The sequence below is a fragment of the Microbacterium sp. JZ101 genome (assembly GCF_053903175.1).
The window spans coordinates 2983581-3000625 of the sequence record NZ_CP096400.1 but is presented as its reverse complement, the minus strand read 5'-3'; the positions used below and the strand labels follow the sequence as shown (position 1 = coordinate 3000625).

Sequence of the window (17045 nt, the reverse complement as noted above, 5' to 3'; positions counted from 1 at the left end):
GCAGGGGCGCCCTCAGGTGCCACGCGCGCGCAGCGTGAGACGCGCCACCCCGGGCGCGCGCCCCGTGATGTAGACCCTCGGACCGGACTGCGCGTCGGTGCCACCGAGGTAGGTGTAGTCCTCTCCCGGCTCATAGAACGCAGGCGGGCCGCCGGGCAGCGCGGGGCCGAACTCGATGACGTCGTGTCCGATCGTGCACCGGCCGTAGCCGTCCCTGAGCTGGTAGGCACCGCCTCCGAGCGGTGCGGCGCCGTCGATGCGGCCGCCCGGAGCGAAGGCGAGCTCGAGTGACCATGCCAGGGCAGGGCCCTGCAGCGAGATCTCGATGTCGGCGCCGTCGTCGCTCGGCGTGATCTCGATGCGCGTCACGAGCTCTACCGCATCGGATTCCCTCGCGTCGAAGGACATCGCGGCCGCGAAGCGGCCCTCGTCCGCGAGCGCGTAGTCGCCCATCGCGCGGATGGCCGTGGACGGGAGGGGCTGGTAGTACCGTCCCTCGACGCGCTCGTCGAGGACGAGCCGACCGTGCTCCTCGACGAGGCTGCCAGGACGGAAGGGGCCGAGACCGAAGAAGTCCCGGGAGAGCCGTGCGGACACGAGACGCGCGGCCCCCGCCTCGAGCCGCAGGAACGTGGGACTGTTCGAAAGCCCTGACCGGACCCGGCGCATGCGGGCGTAGTCCGACCCGCCGAACACCACGACGGTGCGCTCTCTGCGCGTGTCGACGACGAGGCCGCTTGCGGACCATCGGTCGCGCCTCGGCAGCTCCGGTGCGAGCGGCGCGGGAAGCGTCTCGCCGATCGCCGGGTGGAGGAGCAGTTCGGCGAGGGCGTCCGACGAGACGCCGGAGGCCCGGGCACGCTCCGCGCCCCACGCGAGATCGCCTCGGCCCGTCTCCACGGCGTACCGACGGTAGAGAACGAGGAAGGGGGCGGCAGGGAAGCGATCGTCCCGCTGATCCTGGCGTCGCGAGTGCACCGTCTCGACGGAGCCGTCGCCGCGGATGAGCCCGAGGTAGGACGTGAGATTGCGCGCGACGATCTCCCGCAGGTCCTCGCGCCCGAGGATGTCGGCGATGGCCGTGAGGGAGGGGTTCGACACGTGCGCGGCGTAGTTGGCGCTCCGTTCGGAGTACATCCCGTTCGCGTCGATGTCGACGCCCTCCTCGAGCCACGTCTCCGCGCGGCTCCGCAGCGCCGGATCGCCGGTGTGGCGGTGGAGTCGGGCGAGCGCCCCGGCGAGCTCCCATCGGTGGTTCGGCGTGTGCACGCCGCCCGCCAGCATGGCGGGCGCCGCGCGCTCCGCGATCCGATCGAGCGCCGTCGCGACCTCGCGGAGCGGTCCTGGATCATCCGCCCGCCGGATGAGCTCGAGCGCGTCGGCGACATCGCTGACGGTGAAGGCGGAATCGGGCGGCGACTCGACGTTGTCGCCGCCCGCGAACAGTCCGGAGGGGGACTGCAGCTCGCTCAGCGTCATGACGAGGTCGGCCGCCGCCCGGGCAGCATCGGCCCGTCCGGCGTGGGCGCTCCCGGGAGCGAGTGCGGCAGCGACGAGCAGCTTCGCCCGGCGCATGAGCTCGCGATGAGCGGGAAGGGCATCCGCTCGGCTCGGGCTGCTGAGAAGACGCGCGATGTCGCGGTCCGCGGCCGCGAGCACCGCCCGACGGAAGACGAGGTCCTCGCTCACTCCTTCAGCCCCGCGTTGATGTCGGCGTTCATCACGTACTTCTGGAAGACGACGTACATGATCACGAGCGGGATGATCGAGATCACAGACGCGGCGAGCAGCACGGACCAGTTGACGTTCTCGGCCCCGACGATCGACTGGATCGCGATCTGCAGGGTGAACTTCCCCGGATCGTTGAGCACAATGAGCGGCCAGATGTAGTCGTTCCAGCGCCATTGGAACGAGAAGATGGCGAGGGTGATGATGATCGGCCGCGCGATCGGGATCATGATCCGCGCGAAGATCCGCAGCTCGCTCGCTCCGTCGATGCGCGCGGCCTCGACCAGCGAGTCGGGCACCGTCAGGAAGAACTGCCGGAACATGAAGATGCCCGTCGCCGTGATGATCGAGGGGATCACGAGGCCCCACAGCGAGTTGTAGAGGCCCAGGTCGCGGATGACGAGGAACGTCGGCGACAGGATGACCTCCGTCGGGAGCATCGTCGTGGCGAGGATGCAGATGAAGAACGCCTTGAGCCACCACCGGTCGTACTTCGCCAGCGCGTATCCCGTGCAGGCGCTGGCGACGATGGTGAGTGCGGTGGTGGTGACCGCGACGAAGGCCGTGTTCAGGAAGTAGCCGGCGAAGTCGTAGCTCGACCATGCCGTGGCGTATCCGGAGAAGTCCCATCGCTCGGGGAGCAGCGTCAGCGGGTAGGAGAAGAGATCGCCGGCGGGCTTGAACGAGCTCAGCAGGAACCACAGCAGCGGGAAGCCGAACGCGAGCACGAGGATCCAGAGGACTGCCGTCGCGCCGATCGCCTTCACGCGCTCGGCGGGGCCGCGCAGGCGGTCGGCTGCGGGGCGGCGGCGTCGGGAAGGAGCCGTCGTCACGACCTCGGTGAGCGTGCTCATGCCGCGCCCCTCCTCTTGTTGAACCAGAGTTGGACCAGGGCGATCACCATGAGGATGACCATGAGGATCATGGATGCCGCGCTCGCATAGCCGATCTGGCCGTTCTGGAACCCGGTTCGGTAGATGTACTGCACGAGCAGGTTGTTCTCGGTTCCGGGCCCGCCGTTGTTGAGGGCCTGGATCATGGCGAACTCCTTGATCGATCCGATGGTCGACAGGAGGATCACGATGAACGACGTCGGGGCGATGCTCGGCAGCGTGATGTGCCGGAAGCGCTGCCAGGAGCCGGCGCCGTCGAGCTCGGCGGCCTCGTAGTACGCCTGCGGAACATTCCGGATCGCGGCGATGAAGAGGAGCATGTTGAACGCGGTGCCGGCCCACGCGCCGGCGAAGACGACGACGAGAAGCGAGATGTCGGCGTTCGACTGCCAGGGGACGGGAGCACCGCCGAGCATCCCGATGACGAAGTTGACGAAGCCGAAGTTCTCCCCGAACATCCAGCGCCAGACCACGCCGGTCACGATGGGGGAGATGAGCCAGGGGATGAAGAACACGATGCGCGCCACCGCGCGCCCCCGCGCGAACTTGCTGACGAGCAGCGATGCGATGCCGAGCGCGAGTGCGTATGACAGCGGCACCTGCAGGATCGCGTACTGGAACGTGCGCGCGAGCGCCTGGTAGAAGCCGCTGTCTGCGAACAGCTCGGCGTAGTTTTCGAATCCGATGAAATCGGGAGTGCCGATCCCCGTGTAGTCGGTGAACGAGTACGCGAGCCCGATCGCCCCGGGCCAGACGAAGAAGAGGGCGAAGAGGACGACGTTCGCCGCGATGAGCGTGAGCGGCGCGACCCGGTAGCGGTGGAGCGGTCGGCGTCGCCGGGCACCGCCGGCGCCAGGGGCCGCCGGCGGTGCCTGGAGGGCGGTCGTCATGCGCTCACTCGCCTCCGACCTGGTCCTCGTAGCCCGCGAGGATGTTGTCGAGCGTGGTCTGCGCGTCCTGCTGTCCATTGATGAACGCCCCCATCTCGGAGACCGTGGGGTCCTCGGCGAGGGCCTTGTCGTCGAGCGCCCAGCGTGTCTGCGCCTGAGCGAACGAGCTCGAGATCGGGTCGGCCAGCTCGATCTCCTGCGTGTACAGCTCGAACCCGTCGAGCGCGGCCTGCGACTCGAACGGGTAGGCGAGGTCGAGCCCGTTCTCGACGGGGAGGAACCCGTTCGTCTCGGCGAGCACCGCGTACTGCTCGGGGTCGTACATCCAGTCGACGAAGTCGTATGCGGCCTCAGAGCGGCCGCCGCCGTTGTCGAATGCGACCGTCAGCCCGCCGAAGTTGAGGTCCGTCGCGTGCACGGGCTGCGCCGGCGCCGGCACTGCGGCCCACTCGAAGTCGGTGATCGTGGAGCTGAAGTCCGCGATCTGCCAGACGCCGGAGAAGTACGCGACGACCTGGCCGCTCTTGAAGAGGGCGTTCGGGTCGGCGCCGCTCGTCCAGACCGACTTTGGCATGATCACGTCGTCGTTCATCGCCTTGAAGCGCTCGTAGATGTCGATCGTCGCGTCGTTGGTGGAGATCTCTCCGTCATCCCACTGGATGGCCTCGCCGCCCAGCTGGTACTGGAACGCGCGGAAGCGCGACGGCGATGCATCGAAGGTCAGGTTGTACTGCGCGCCGGTCGCCTCCCGCACCTGCGTCGTCGCGTCGAGGAACGCGTCCCACGTCCACGTCTCATTCGGATCGGTCGGGTAGGCGACGCCTGCCTCGTCGAAGAGGGTCTTGTTGATGAACATGCCGGATGCGGTGACGTCCGAGGGGATGCTGAGCACCGAGTCGTCGTCGCCTCGCACGATGAGATCGGCGTTGATCCCGTTCTCCGGGTCGTCGACGATCTCGGCGAGATCCTGGGCCGCCGGTGTCCACAGAGGATCGAGCCCCGGAACGCGCGCCACGTCGGGGAGCTCGTTCGCCTGCGCCGCGCTGCGCAGGCGCGTGCCGTAGCCGTCGTACGGGATGTTCACGATCTCGACGGCGGTCCCGGTCTCCTCCTCGTACTGCTCGGCGAGCGCGTCGTAGCCCGCCTGCTGCTCGACGCTCGTCGACAGCCAGAACGTGATGCTGTCGGCCTCGCCGCTCGCGCCGCCTGCGCATCCGGCGAGTGCGAGGACAGCGCTCCCTGCAGCGACGAAGGCGGACGTGCGGATGAAGCGGGTGCTGCGGTTCGTCATCGAAACCTCCTCGGCGGCATCGATGCCGCGGTCGGGCTGGATGTCTCGGATGTGTGATTGTCTCTACGTCCGGACAAAGGTGGGTGGCACGATGCTAGCCCGCTGATCGGGGATGGGCAAGCGCTTGCCCGGATGGTCGGCGTGGAAGGGATCTGCAACCCGGAGCTCGACTCCTGCTCGACGGGCGCCGGGGCTCAGCCGGCACAAGTAAGGGCCGGGCGGAGAGGAAGCCGCCCGGCCCTTGTCCCTTGCACCAAGAGTGTCCTGCAATCACATGTCGGCAGCTGCCACAGCAAAACAGCTGCCGTGCGATGACTCTATAACGGGGAGGTAACGGGAGCAACCCTCGGCGTTATCTTCCTGTGATTTCTTCACCGACGCATAGCGATCAGTCAGGCAGCGCCTCGACCTGGTGCGGGACCGGGTCCTCCGGCGGAGGTCTGGGCTCAGGAAGCGAGCGGAGTCGACGGCTGCTCCTCACGTGCGGGAGCGCCGAGCCCGAGCAGCGCCCGCCCCCGCTCGTACTTCGCGAACAGCACCTCGCGCGTGGCCGCGTCGAGCGCCGCAAGCCGTTCCGGGCGCATGTTGTCGGCGAGGTCGTGCTCCTTCACGGCGCGCGCAAGCGGATTGGCGCGCACGCGGCCGTAGTAGGCCTCGACGGGCTCGTCGTCACGGATCGAGAGGGCGTCGACAGCCTCGACGACGTGCGCCGGGAACTCCGCGCGCAGGTCCTCGATGGAGGTGTCGGTCTTCTCGAGCACGTCGTGCAGCCATCCGATCGCCGCGAGCACGTGGTCGCCCTCGGCTCGTGCGGCGACGCGTGCGGGATGGTCGACGTACGGGTTCCCGAGGAGGTCGACCTGGTCCGCGTGCGCCGCGCGCGCGAATCTCTCCGCGCGTCGAGCGATCCATCCACTCACGCGTCCATCTTCCATCGTTGACCGATGGACCGCATCCCGGCGTGGGCGAGGGGGGGGCTGGCCCGCGTCAGGTGCGCGCAGAGCGGACGCGGACGGTCATCTCGTCGACGTTCGGCATCGCCTGCTTCACCGCGTGCTCGGCCTCGATCGCGAGACGGTCGGCGTCGATCAGCATGGTCGCGCGCGTGGAGACGATGGCGTCCCCGCGCAGGCGGTGCCCGACCCACCGCAGCCGCACGCGCTCGACCGCATCCACCCGCGCTGTGTGCGCAAGGACGTGCTCGGCCCGGTCGACGAGCTCGGGCTCGATTCCGTCGAGCAGGCGGAGGCCGACGGATCGCACCGTTCCGATGAGCAGGACGCCGATCATGATCGAGATGAGCAGGCCGACGATCGCGTCGGCGATCGGGAACCCCAGCAGGACTCCGATCCCGCCGACCACGACGGCGAGCGACGTGAAGCCGTCGGCTCGCGCGTGCACTCCGTCGGCGACCAGCGCGGCCGACCCGATCCTGCGTCCGACGCGGATGCGGTAGATCGCGACGATCTCATTGCCGGCGAAGCCGACGACACCCGCTGCGATGACCCAGCCGAGGTTGGACACCGATCGCGGATCGAACAGCCGCTGGATGGACTCGCTCGCGGCGACGACGGCCGAGAGGGCGATCATGAGCACGATGAACAGCCCTGCGAGATCCTCGGCTCGGCTGAGGCCGTAGGGGTAGCGGCGGGTGGCGACGCGTCGCGAGAGCGCGAACGCGATCCACAGGGGCACGGCGGTCAGCGCGTCGGAGAAGTTGTGAACGGTGTCGGCCAGCAGCGCCACCGAGCCCGACAGCGCGACGACGGCCGCCTGTGTCAGCGCCGTCGCGAGCATGATCGCCAGGCTGATCTTCAGCGCGCGGACGCCCTCAGTGTGGGCGCGCATCGCGTCGTCGATCGCGTCGGCGGGGTCATGGGAGTGGGGCACCAGGATCCCGTGCAGAAGACCGCGCAGTCCCGACGGGTGGTCGTGGTCGTGGTCGTGATGCTCGCGGTCGTGAGGCGCGTGAGCGTGGTCGTGATGCGGGTGGCTGTGCGCGGTCACGCGCCGGCCCTCTCGGTGTGATGGTGACGGGGATGGTCGCTGAGCGAGTGCTCTGCCTGGAAGATCGCGTCCGCGACGAGCTGTGACGCGTGCTCGTTCTCGAGGCGGTAGTGCACGCGCTGGCCCTCGTGCCGCGTCGCGACGATCCGCGCCATCCGGAGCTTCGCGAGGTGCTGCGACGCGGCCGCCGGCGACTTGCCGACGGCCTCGGCGATGCGGTTGACCGAGAGCTCGCCGTTCCTCCGGAGCGCGAGGACGATGCGGACGCGCGTCGGATCGGCGAGGAGGCGGAAGACCTCGACGGCGAGCTCGACGTACGGGCTGTCGAGATCCATTCCGCATATCCGCTTATCTGCATCCATACGCAGATTATTGCAGATGCGCGGGCGCCGGCCGAGGCTGGTCCGGCGTGGTCCGGCGCGGCACCATGGCGCCGTGCGCATCTACCCCACGGGGGTCGGTCGCGATCCGATCTGCAGGACCGGGGCCGCGCAGCAGCTTCCTCCGGCTTCGTCGAATGCGGCCGCGCCTCCGCAGACTCCCGTCTCGGGAAGAGCGAGTTCGCTCCGCGCGGCCGCCTCGTGATCGCCGGCGAGGTGGGCTGCGACGCTGCGCACCTGCTCGTAGCCGGTCAGTGCGAGGAACGTGGGCGCGCGGCCGTAGCTCTTCGCTCCGACGATGAAGAGACCGCGTTCGGGCTGAACGAGCTCGCGCGCCCCGGTCGCGGCGACCGTGCCGCACGAGTGGATGTTCGGGTCGATCTCCGAGGCGATCCCCGCGACGGCCTCGAGGGTCGGGTCGAGGGCGATGCGCAGCTCGGACAGCAGAGACGTGTCCGGCCGGAAGCCGGTGAGCGCGAACACGTGGCCGAGCCCCGCGAGCTCTCGTCCGTCCTCGGAGACGAGGTCGATGCCATCCGCGTGAGCCCGCACCTCCGCGACGCGAAACCCTTCGACGACCTCGACGAGGCCCTCTTCTACGGCGCGGCGCGCGCGGCCTCCGAGCGCGGCGCGCTCGGGCAGCCCGTCGGCGTCGCCGGATCCGAAGACCGCCGCACCCCGGCGCAGCGCCCAGGTGACGACCGTGCCGGGGGTCTTCCGGGCGAGTTCGGCCAGCCGGAGCACGGCATGCGCTGCCGAGTGCCCGGCGCCGACGACCGCGACCCGGCGCCCCGCGAACGCCGATACGTCGTCGGGGATGCGATAGGAGATCCCGCCTGCTGCCGCGCTCTCTCCGATGGCGGGGAGCCCGTCGGCACCAGCGGGATTGGGGTGGCTCCAGGTGCCGCTCGCGTCGATCACCGAGCCGGCGAGGATCTGCGCCTCACGACCATCCGCGTCCCTCGTGTGAACGGTGAACGCCTGCTCGTCGCGCCCGGCGTCGACCACGCGGTCGCGTCCGACGCGACTCACGCCGGTCACCTCGACCCCCGTGCGCACGCGCTCGCCGAGGGCGGCGGCGAGGGGGAGGAGGTAGCGGTCGACCCATTCTGCGCCGGTGGGGTACCCGGCCGTCGGTGCGGTCCATCCGGTCGGAGTCAGCAGGCGGCGGGCCGCGGCGTCGATGAGCTCGGGCCAGGCCGAGAACAGCCGCACGTGGCCCCATTCCGACACGGCGGCGCCCGCGGCGCGGCCTCTCTCGAGCACGATGGCGTCCCGTCCGCGCTCGGTGAGGTGCGCGGCGGCGGCCAGGCCCTGCGGCCCCGCTCCGATGATGACGACGGGAAGCAGCGACATCGGATCTCCTCAGATTGAAAGATGTCAATGTGACGAGCGTGCCCGACCTATCGAAAGATGTCAATGCGTGCGACACTGTGGACATGAGTCTTCCTGCGGTGATCGACGGAACGGGCACGTGCTGCGTGCCGCCGATCACGTCGATCATGAGCACCGAGGAGGCGGAGCGCGTCGCGCGCGTCTTCAAGGCGCTCGCCGACCCGACGCGTGTGAGGCTGCTGTCGCTGATCGCGTCGGCGGATGGCGCTGAGGCGTGCATCTGCGATCTCACGGAACCGGTCGGGCTCTCCCAGGGAACGGTGTCGCACCACATGAAGCTCCTTGCGGAAGCGGGCCTCGTGACGCGTGACCAGCGGGGGAAGTGGGCCTACTACGCGATCGACAAGGGTGCCCTCGACCAGGCCGCTGCGGCCCTCCGCACCGCATGATCGGCGGAGTCGCACCTGTCCGCGAGCTCGATTGGGGCGGCAGTGTGAACATCCGCGATCTCGGTGCCCGCTAGCGTGGGCGCCGTGGTGGACGTGCGAGTCGGGGGCTGGGAGCACGAGTGCTGCGGCGAGGCCATCCGGCGCGGCGATCACGTGCGCTGGACATGCGTGCGCAACGGCGAGCGCCTTCACGAGGTTCACCACGACCGAGACGGCATCGCCGTTGTCGAAGTGGTGGGCACGGTCGCGGACCTGCGCGTGCGTGCGGCGAGCGGCGAGCTCGTGCGGATCGATCGAGTGCCGGACGGCCGCGCGCTGCGGGGCGTCGACGAGGGTGACGTGAGCGTCTTGCGAGACGCCGACACGGGAACGCCCATCGAGGTGCGGGACACCGAGTTCATCGTGACCGTCCGGGAGCAGAATCCATGACGCCGCTGCCGGACTGGCTCGACATCCTCCTCGCGGTGCTCGGCGCGCTCCTCGTCCTGTGGCTCGGGCTCATCGCCATCCTGTGGGTCCAGGCGAAGCGGGCGGGGCGAGACGTGGACTGGCGGGAGGCGGCCCGACTCGTTCCCGACGTGATCCGGCTCATCCGGCGACTGGCGGCGGATCGCACGGTGCCTCGACCGACGCGATGGTGGCTCCTGGGCCTCCTCGGATACCTGCTCCTCCCGATCGATCTCGTGCCCGACGTGATCCCTGTTCTCGGCTACGCGGATGACGTGATCATCGTCGTGCTCGTGCTGCGGCACGCCATCCGCACGGCGGGGCGAGAGCCGATCGAACGCCACTGGCCGGGCAGCGAGGATGGGCTCGGCAGTCTTCTCGCGCTCCTCGGGATGCGATCTCGCCGCTGAGCCCTGTCCGCCGAAGAGCCGACAGCGCTCGACCCGACGCTCGACGTAGCCTGCCGGGATGAGAACGCGCACGCTGGTCGTCGCCTCGGCTGCCCTGCTTCTGCTGACGGGGTGCGCGACCCCGGCCGCCGGCCGCGCGCCATCCGCCTCGCCGACAGCGACCGCCGCGTGCCCCGAGCAGCCGGGTGTCGAGCTGCCTCCCGAGTGCGCCGGCTACGACCCCGAGCACTCGATGGCGCAGAACGACGCCTACCGCCAACGGGGCGAGCTCGACCCGGCGGTCGAGGAGGCGGCGCGCGACATCGCCGAGGCCGCCGCCGATGACCTCGAGGCCCTTCGCACGAGCGGCGAGCCGGTGACCGCGGACGCGGTCGTCGATCTGCTCGAGGCGGAGGGCCTGTCCAGTGTGCAGACCCGCGAGGGCGCCGGGCACGTGCTGTTCGGCGCTGTCGCCGCCACGGGCGGATGCGTGTTCGGCGCGGTCGCGCCGGAGGCCGTCACGATCGATGTCGGCGGGGGCATCGCCGACGGAGGATGCCTGCCGGCGCAGTGAGCGTGCGCGTCGGCTCCGCGGGGAGCAGACCCGGGCACCGTCGCGCCGCCTTCCGCCGTTCCGGCGGCGACGCTAGCTTGTGCGCCATGAGCGCACCTCGAGCGGCGACCCACCCTCCTCGACCGGCAGCCCTCCACATCGGAGTCGGGCTCATGGTCTTCACGTGCCTCCTGGGGCTCACCTTCGGCATCCTCGGCTTCGTCGATGCATCCGACCACGGCGATGAGGAGGGCGCCGCGCTCTTCCTCATCGCCGCAGCCGTCGTCGTCGTCGACCTCGTGCTGGCGATCCTCGTGTGGTTCGGGCGCATGTGGGCGCGCACCGTGCTGACGGTCATCGTGATCGGCAACATGCTGCTCGGGATCTTCACCGGCCAGGGGCCGACGGGTCTTCTCGGGGTGGCCGCGGTCGCCGTGCTCTACCTCAAGCCGTGCACCGAGTGGCTGCAGGAGGCGCGCCCGTCGGAGTGACGGGCGCGGTCGCTAGAGCCACCGCTTGCGCTTGAACACGCCCCAGAGTGCGAAGCCGAGCCCGACCATGAGGGCGAGTGACAGCGGATAGCCGTAGGTCCAGTCCAGCTCCGGCATGTGCTCGAAGTTCATGCCGTACACAGTGCCGACGAGCGTCGGCGCGAACAGGATGGCCGCCCACGACGAGATCTTCTTGATCTCCTCGTTCTGCGCGAGATTGAACTCCGTCATCCGGCGCATCTCGTCGTTCTGACGCTGAGCGGCGAGCGTCGCGTCGACCGTCAGCGCGTTCTCGAGGATCGACCGGAAGGCACCCGTGCGGTCGGCGATGCGCAGGGCGTGATCGAGCACATCGCGCAGGTACCGCTGCAGCTCGAGGTCGACACGGTACTTGTCGGAGCCGCGCAGGAGAGCTTCGAGCATGGCGACGAGCGGCTGCGTCGCCCGCTGGAAGCCGATGACCTCGCGGGCCAGCTCGTAGATGCGACGGGAAGCCGAGTCGGCGCCCGAGAAGAGCTCGTCCTCGATCTCGTCGATGTCGTTCTCCAGGCCGGCGACCACGGGCGCGTACTTGTCGACGACCTCGTCGAGCACGGCGTACAGCACCGCCTCGGGCCCCATCGCGAGCAGCTGAGGCGAGGCCTCGAGCCGACGGCGGACGCTCGCGAGATCGGGCGCCTCGGCATGGCGGATCGTGACGACGAAGTCGGGCCCGACGAACAGGTGGAGCTCGCCGAACTCGACCTGCTCCTCGTCATCGCGGTAGCGCGCCGGCCGGAGCACGACGAAGAGCGTGTCGCCGTAGCGCTCGAGCTTGGCGCGCTGGTGCCCCTTGAGCGCATCCTCGACGGCGAGCGGGTGGAGCGAGAACTCGGCGGCGATGGCGCGGATCTCCTCCGCCGTCGGGCGATAGAGCCCGATCCACGCCATGCCGTCGCGATCGCGCATGGTCTCGCGGGTCGCGGTCAGGTCGGCCGGGTCGGCCGTGCGGTGTCCGTCCACGTACACCGCGTTGTCGATCAATGCCATCATCATTCACCTCTTTCTGCTCACTTCGAGGCACGCGCGAGCAGGGCTCCGCACGTGCAGAGAGGCCGCGCGCTCGAGCACGCGGCAGGCGCCGCCGATGGGCGAAGACGTCAGCGAGGAGTGACGCTGATCGACGAAGGCGAATCGGCGGCGCGGCGACTATCACTGGACATCGCGCATCACCTGCCTTCGGATCGGGGAACGGGCATGGAGAGCCCGGGGAATGATACGTCGCGGCTGCCGAGGCGTCAAAATCCGGGGGCGCACCGCCGGGGGAAACCCCGACCTCTCAGCGCGCGACGTAGCGGAGGAGCGCGGCTCCGTGCGGTGCGAGGGAGAGGCGGATGGCCGTGCTGCCGTGAGCGACGCCGCGCACGGCGGCATGATCGGCCGCGATCTCGGCACCCGTCCACAGCTCGCGCAGCTCTCCGTCGAGCTGGGCGGGGAGACCGACGTTCTGCGCGTCGAGGGCGATGTCGCGCGCCTCGTCGTGGAGGTTGAACGCGGCGACGTAGCGCTCGCCGTCGGTGCCGTCGGCCGTCCACAGCACGAGGCCGTTCTCGCGGAACACCTCGCGACTCGCCTCGGCGCGCAGCAGCGCGAGCGCGTCGGCGTTCGTGAAGAGCGCGATCGTGGCGGGATCGCTCGTCGGAAGGTCTCCGCCGATCATGAGGGGCGACCGGGCCACGAGCCACAGCGTCATGAGCGAGACCCGCTCGGCGGGGGTCAGGCGGTCGTGACGCGGCTCGCCGCGCTCGGCCCGGATGCCGATCCGGCCGAGCGGCAGCATGTCGCCGTCCGGCCATCCGCCCGCCGACGCGTGCGGCGCCCAGCGCGCGAAACGGGCGAAGTTCGCCTCGACGTCGTGCCAGTCGTCCCACAGGTCGTCGCAGATCCGCCACATCGTCGCGTGCTCGCGGAGGTGCTCGAGGCGCGTGAGGGAGAGGTCGCGGCCCGGCGAGAGGCTCAGCTCGATCGGGCGGCCGGTGCGGGCGATGGCGCGCGCGTAGGCCTCGATGTCGGCCGCCTGGTACGGCCACAGCATGTCGTCGGCCTTGATGAAGTCGACGCCCCACGACGCGTAGAGATCGAGCGTGGAGTCGTAGTACGCCTGCGCCGCGGGGTGGTCATGGTCGAGCCCGACCATGTCGGGGTTCCAGTCGCAGGCGTTCGCGGGGTCGGCGACCTCCGACGCGCGCGCGTCGGTGCCCAGGATCGGCGCGTCGGCGGCGACCGCGCGCCGCGGGATGCCCCGCATCGTGTGGATGCCGAAGCGGAGGCCGAGCGCGTGGATGCGCTCGGCCAGCGGCCCGAAGCCCGCGCCGCCGGCCGAACTCGGGAAGCGCCCCGGGTCGGGGATGAGCCTGCCGTGCTCGTCCATCGCGAGCGGCGCGTCGTCGTTGTACCCGTGCGAGCGCGCGGTCGGATCGGACCAGTCGATGTCGACGACCACCGTGTCCCACCCGTAGGGCAGGAGGTGCTTCGCCATGAACTCGGCATTCGCGAGGACCTCCGCCTCGGTGACGGTGGTGCCGAAGCAGTCCCAGCTGTTCCAGCCCATGGGCGGGGTGGTGCGCGCGAGCGGCATGGTGTCCCTTCATCGGGTTCGCGGGAGGGCACGACGCGGTGCCGCGGACGACGCTACCGGAATTCTCACGTTGGAGGAGACCGGCGATCGGATGGCGCGAGCGCGCTCTACCCTGGACGGATGGCGGAGGTCGAACGCGATCCCGAGCAGCTGCTCACGGTCGGCGAGGTGAGCGCGCGAACCGGAGTCGCCGTGTCAGCGCTGCACTACTACGAGCAGCTCGGACTCATCGCGGCCTCGCGCACGTCGGGAAACCAGCGCCGGTTCCGCCGGCACATGATCCGCCGCATCACGCTGATCGCGGTGGCGAAGCGGCTCGGCATCCCGCTCGCCGACGTCCGCCGAGCGCTTGCCGACGTGCCGCTCGACCGACGGCCCACGCAGGAGGACTGGCAGCGGGCCTCGCGCGAGTGGAAGCGGGTGCTCGAACGACGGCGGCAGGCGATCGAGCGTCTCGAGCATGAGCTGACCGGCTGCATCGGCTGCGGCTGCCTCTCGATGAACGCGTGTCGCCTGCTCAACCCCGACGACGAGCTGGGCCAGGAGGGCGCGGGCGCGCGGCGGCTCGACGTCGACGACGGTTCCTGAGGGTCTGCCGCGATCGGTCGCCGATTTGACCTCAAGCGCACCTGAGGTTCTACCGTCGAAGCATGCACAGCCCATCCGTCGATGCCTTCAAGACCGCGTTCCGTCTGCATCCGGCGGGGATCGCGGTGGTGTCGGCTCGCACAGCGGAGGGGCCCGTGGGGCTCACGGCCTCGAGCGTCGCGTCGGTCGGACTGGACCCGCTCGCCCTCGCGTTCTCCGTGACCCGGTCGCGGGGGAGCGCCGGCGGCATCCTCCGCGCCGAGTCGTTCGTCGTGAACCTCGTCACCGCGCGCCACGTCGAGACCGCGCAGGCCTTCGCGGTCACGGGCGCCGACCGCTTCACTCCCGAGCAGGGGTGGTCGACGCTCGAGACGGGCGAGCCCTACCTCCCGTCGGCGCGCTTCGCGCTGCGCTGCCGGCCTCTGCAGGTGACCCCCGTGGGCGCGTCCTCCCTGGTCCTCGCTGAAGTCCTCGACGTGATCGAAGGGGAGGCCGGCGAGCCGGTCGTCTACTTCGATCGCGCCTTCCACGTCCTCAACCCCACCGCGGTCGGCTGACCGCAACCACCCAGAGAGAAGGAAACGATGCCCGCATACGCACTGCCCGATCTTCCCTACGACTACTCCGCGCTCGCGCCGCACATCTCGGCGCGCATCATGGAGCTGCACCACTCGAAGCACCACCAGGCCTACGTCACGGGCGCGAACACGGCGCTCGAGCAGCTCGCCGAGGCGCGCGAGACGAACAGCCTCGCCAACGTGAACAAGCTCGAGAAGGACCTCGCGTTCAACCTCGGCGGTCACATCAACCACAGCGTGTTCTGGCAGAACATGTCGCCGGATGGCGGCGGAGCGCCCGAGGGCGAGCTCGCGGCCGCGCTCGAGGACGCGTTCGGCTCGATCGACGGCTTCCGCGCGCACTTCACCGCGACGGCTCTCGGCGTGCAGGGCTCGGGATGGTCGGTGCTCGCGTGGGACTCGGTCGGCGCGCGTCCCGTGATCTTCCAGCTGTTCGACCAGCAGGGCAACGCGCCCCTCGGCGTCACGCCGCTTCTCCAGCTCGACGTGTGGGAGCACGCGTACTACCTCGACTACCAGAACGTGCGCGCGGACTACGTGAAGGCGTTCTGGGAGGTCGTCAACTGGGCCGACGTGCAGCGCCGCTTCGAGGCCGCGCGCACGGCGACGTCGGGCCTCATCGTCCCGGCGGCGAGCTGAGCCCTCGCGCAGACGGCGCGCGACTCGCGACACGGCTGCGGCGGGCAGCGCTTCTGGCGCTGCTCGCCGTGCCCGTCGCGGTCGGCGCGGTCGCGAGTGTCATCGGGCGCTGAGGCCGCCGAGCGCCTCCGCGGCCGCCGTGATGCGCTCGGCCATCCCCGCGAAGATGAATCCGTGGAAGGGCAGGACGGCAAGCCAGTAGAGGCGTCCGGCGAGACCGCGCGGGAAGAACACCGCTCGCTGCCGGTACCGGGCGCCGGCGCCGTGCGGCTCTACCCCCAGCTCGAGCCACGCGGCACCCGGGACCTTCATCTCCGCCCGCAGCCGCAGGAGACGGCCGTCCTCGATCGCTTCGACACGCCAGAAGTCGATCGCGTCGCCGACGCGAGCCGCGCTGCGGGAGCGCCGCCCGCGGCGCAGTCCGACCCCGCCCGCAACCCGGTCCATCCAGCCCCGCGCCGCCCAGAGGACGGGTGAGGAGTACCAGCCGTTCTCGCCCCCGATGCCGAGCACGATCTCCCAGACGTCCTCGGCCGACGCGCGCGTGCAGCGTTCGCGCTCATCGGTGAAGACGGTGCGGCCGGCCCATTCGGGGTCGCTCGGCAGCGGGTCGCTCGGTGCGCCGGAGACCTCGGCGTCCTGCCAGCTCGTCTCGACACGGTCCGCGTCGAGGCGGCCGAGCGCGAGCCGCACCGCCTCGCGATACGGCGTCAGCCCGCCTGCGGGAGGCGGGATGAGGTCGTCGGGCACGCCGTCCTTCACGATGCACTCGTTCTGAAGCGACGCGATGAGCGGGCGCGCGATCGCACGCGGCACCGGAGTGACCAGGTTCACCCAGTGAGACGCGAGGGTCGGCGTGAGCACGGGCAGCGCGGCGATGGCGCGCTGGCGCAGCCCCGCCTCGATCGCGTAGCCGTTCATCATCTGCCCGTATCGGAGCACGTCAGGACCGCCGATGTCGATCGCACGGGTGATCCCGCTGGGAGCCCGTGCGGCTCCGAGCAGATAGTGGAGCACGTCGCGGATCGCGATCGGCTGGATGCGGTTCCGCACCCAGCGCGGCGCGGGCATGTACGGGAGGACCTCGGTGAGATGGCGGATCATCTCGAATGATGCCGAGCCGGAGCCGATCACGACGCCCGCCTGCAGCACCAGAGTCGGCACCCCCGAGTTGAGGAGGATCTCGCCGACGGCGACGCGCGAGCGGAGGTGCGGTGAGAGCTCGGCATCGGCGGGATGCAGCCCGCCGAGATAGACGAGGCGACGGACACCGGCCGTGGCCGCCGCCTTCCCGACGGTCTGCGCCGCGAGCTCGTCTGCGCGCTCGAATCCCCGGCCGGCTCCCATGGAGTGGACGAGGTAGAACAGGACATCGACGTCGTCGCATGCACGCGCGACCGCGCTCGCCTCGGCAGCGGAGCCCTCGACGATCTCCACCTCGTCGCCCCACGGCAGCGATCGTGCACGAGCGGCGTCTCTCACGAGCACGCGCACGCGGTATCCGGCTGCGACGAGCCGCGGCGTCAGTCTGCCGCCGACATAGCCCGTCGCCCCGAGCACGAGCGCGCGGGGTGGTGTGCTGTCAGCTCGCGGAAGCGCGCGCAATGCCGGTTCGTGTCCCGTGGGCGCCGTGAGGTCGATCATCCGCTCAGGCTAGGAGCCCCCGTTCGCCGCCGCCCAGCGCTTGACAGCCGGCGCGACGACGCGATTCCTTGCGTCGGGATGACGGCTGGTTAGAATACCGGTGTTCTGTGCCGGCTGGCACGGGGG

General features: G+C 70.2%; 19 protein-coding genes. 8 read left to right on the top strand and 11 right to left on the bottom strand.

The annotated features are described in order from the left end of the window. Positions 1-12: 12 nt before the first annotated feature. The 8 genes from M1D56_RS13915 to M1D56_RS13880 form a co-directional block, all read right to left on the bottom strand. Positions 13-1689: a hypothetical protein gene (locus M1D56_RS13915; protein ID WP_456283902.1), complete on the bottom strand. Its 1677-nt coding sequence runs from the start codon at positions 1687-1689 to the stop codon at positions 13-15. After that, positions 1686-2582, bottom strand: coding sequence for a carbohydrate ABC transporter permease (locus tag M1D56_RS13910; protein WP_456283901.1), 897 nt, complete (start codon positions 2580-2582; stop codon positions 1686-1688). Before M1D56_RS13910 ends, M1D56_RS13915 begins: the two co-directional genes overlap by 4 nt. Next, on the bottom strand, positions 2579-3511 hold the full coding sequence (locus M1D56_RS13905) for a carbohydrate ABC transporter permease (RefSeq protein WP_456283900.1): 933 nt from the start codon (positions 3509-3511) through the stop codon (positions 2579-2581). Before M1D56_RS13905 ends, M1D56_RS13910 begins: the two co-directional genes overlap by 4 nt. Positions 3512-3515: 4 nt before the next feature. Next, positions 3516-4802: an ABC transporter substrate-binding protein gene (locus tag M1D56_RS13900; protein ID WP_324013902.1), complete on the bottom strand. Its 1287-nt coding sequence runs from the start codon at positions 4800-4802 to the stop codon at positions 3516-3518. Positions 4803-5248: 446 nt separating this feature from the next. After that, the gene (locus M1D56_RS13895) at positions 5249-5722 is read right to left on the bottom strand and encodes an HD domain-containing protein (RefSeq protein WP_456283899.1); all 474 of its coding nucleotides are present in this window, start codon (positions 5720-5722) and stop codon (positions 5249-5251) included. A 67-nt stretch (positions 5723-5789) separates the two neighbouring features. Next, positions 5790-6809 (bottom strand): cation diffusion facilitator family transporter, encoded by a 1020-nt coding sequence (locus tag M1D56_RS13890; RefSeq protein ID WP_456283898.1) that lies wholly within the window; start codon positions 6807-6809, stop codon positions 5790-5792. After that, positions 6806-7171, bottom strand: a complete 366-nt coding sequence (locus M1D56_RS13885; RefSeq protein ID WP_456283897.1) for an ArsR/SmtB family transcription factor — start codon at positions 7169-7171, stop codon at positions 6806-6808. Before M1D56_RS13885 ends, M1D56_RS13890 begins: the two co-directional genes overlap by 4 nt. Before the next feature lie 81 nt (positions 7172-7252). Then, entirely contained in the window at positions 7253-8545 is a 1293-nt protein-coding gene (locus tag M1D56_RS13880; RefSeq protein WP_456283896.1) for an NAD(P)-binding domain-containing protein, read from the bottom strand. Positions 8546-8628: 83 nt separating this feature from the next. Between M1D56_RS13880 and M1D56_RS13875 the strand changes: the two genes are divergently transcribed. From M1D56_RS13875 to M1D56_RS13855, 5 genes are all read left to right on the top strand, one after another. After that, the gene (locus M1D56_RS13875; protein WP_456283895.1) at positions 8629-8973 is read left to right on the top strand and encodes an ArsR/SmtB family transcription factor; all 345 of its coding nucleotides are present in this window, start codon (positions 8629-8631) and stop codon (positions 8971-8973) included. An 84-nt stretch (positions 8974-9057) separates the two neighbouring features. Beyond that, positions 9058-9402 (top strand): DUF6578 domain-containing protein, encoded by a 345-nt coding sequence (locus M1D56_RS13870; protein WP_456283894.1) that lies wholly within the window; start codon positions 9058-9060, stop codon positions 9400-9402. Next, positions 9399-9830, top strand: a complete 432-nt coding sequence (locus tag M1D56_RS13865) for a YkvA family protein (RefSeq protein WP_456283893.1) — start codon at positions 9399-9401, stop codon at positions 9828-9830. Before M1D56_RS13870 ends, M1D56_RS13865 begins: the two co-directional genes overlap by 4 nt. Positions 9831-9888: 58 nt before the next feature. Next, positions 9889-10383 (top strand): hypothetical protein, encoded by a 495-nt coding sequence (locus M1D56_RS13860; protein WP_456283892.1) that lies wholly within the window; start codon positions 9889-9891, stop codon positions 10381-10383. Positions 10384-10469: 86 nt separating this feature from the next. Further along, positions 10470-10853, top strand: coding sequence for a hypothetical protein (locus M1D56_RS13855; RefSeq protein WP_456283891.1), 384 nt, complete (start codon positions 10470-10472; stop codon positions 10851-10853). A gap of 12 nt (positions 10854-10865) precedes the next feature. Here M1D56_RS13855 and corA read toward each other — a convergent pair whose 3' ends face one another. Together corA and M1D56_RS13845 are read right to left on the bottom strand one after the other, a co-directional pair. Then, positions 10866-11882 carry a magnesium/cobalt transporter CorA gene (gene corA, locus M1D56_RS13850; RefSeq protein WP_421076049.1) on the bottom strand — a complete coding sequence of 339 codons (1017 nt, stop codon included), beginning with the start codon at positions 11880-11882 and terminating at the stop codon, positions 10866-10868. A gap of 289 nt (positions 11883-12171) precedes the next feature. Beyond that, on the bottom strand, positions 12172-13470 hold the full coding sequence (locus M1D56_RS13845) for an alpha-galactosidase (protein ID WP_456283890.1): 1299 nt from the start codon (positions 13468-13470) through the stop codon (positions 12172-12174). Between the two features lie 120 nt (positions 13471-13590). Between M1D56_RS13845 and soxR the strand changes: the two genes are divergently transcribed. The 3 genes from soxR (at position 13591) to M1D56_RS13830 (ending at position 15275) form a co-directional block, all read left to right on the top strand. Continuing rightward, entirely contained in the window at positions 13591-14058 is a 468-nt protein-coding gene (gene soxR, locus M1D56_RS13840) for a redox-sensitive transcriptional activator SoxR (protein ID WP_421076051.1), read from the top strand. A 62-nt stretch (positions 14059-14120) separates the two neighbouring features. Continuing rightward, positions 14121-14615 carry a flavin reductase family protein gene (locus M1D56_RS13835; protein WP_421076052.1) on the top strand — a complete coding sequence of 165 codons (495 nt, stop codon included), beginning with the start codon at positions 14121-14123 and terminating at the stop codon, positions 14613-14615. 27 nt (positions 14616-14642) lie between these two features. Beyond that, positions 14643-15275, top strand: coding sequence for a superoxide dismutase (locus M1D56_RS13830; protein WP_271174294.1), 633 nt, complete (start codon positions 14643-14645; stop codon positions 15273-15275). A 99-nt stretch (positions 15276-15374) separates the two neighbouring features. On the opposite strand, the gene M1D56_RS13825 is transcribed toward M1D56_RS13830, so the two are convergent. After that, a complete protein-coding gene (locus tag M1D56_RS13825; RefSeq protein WP_456283889.1) occupies positions 15375-16919 on the bottom strand; it encodes an SDR family oxidoreductase in 1545 nt (514 codons plus the stop codon). Positions 16920-17045 lie beyond the last annotated feature (126 nt).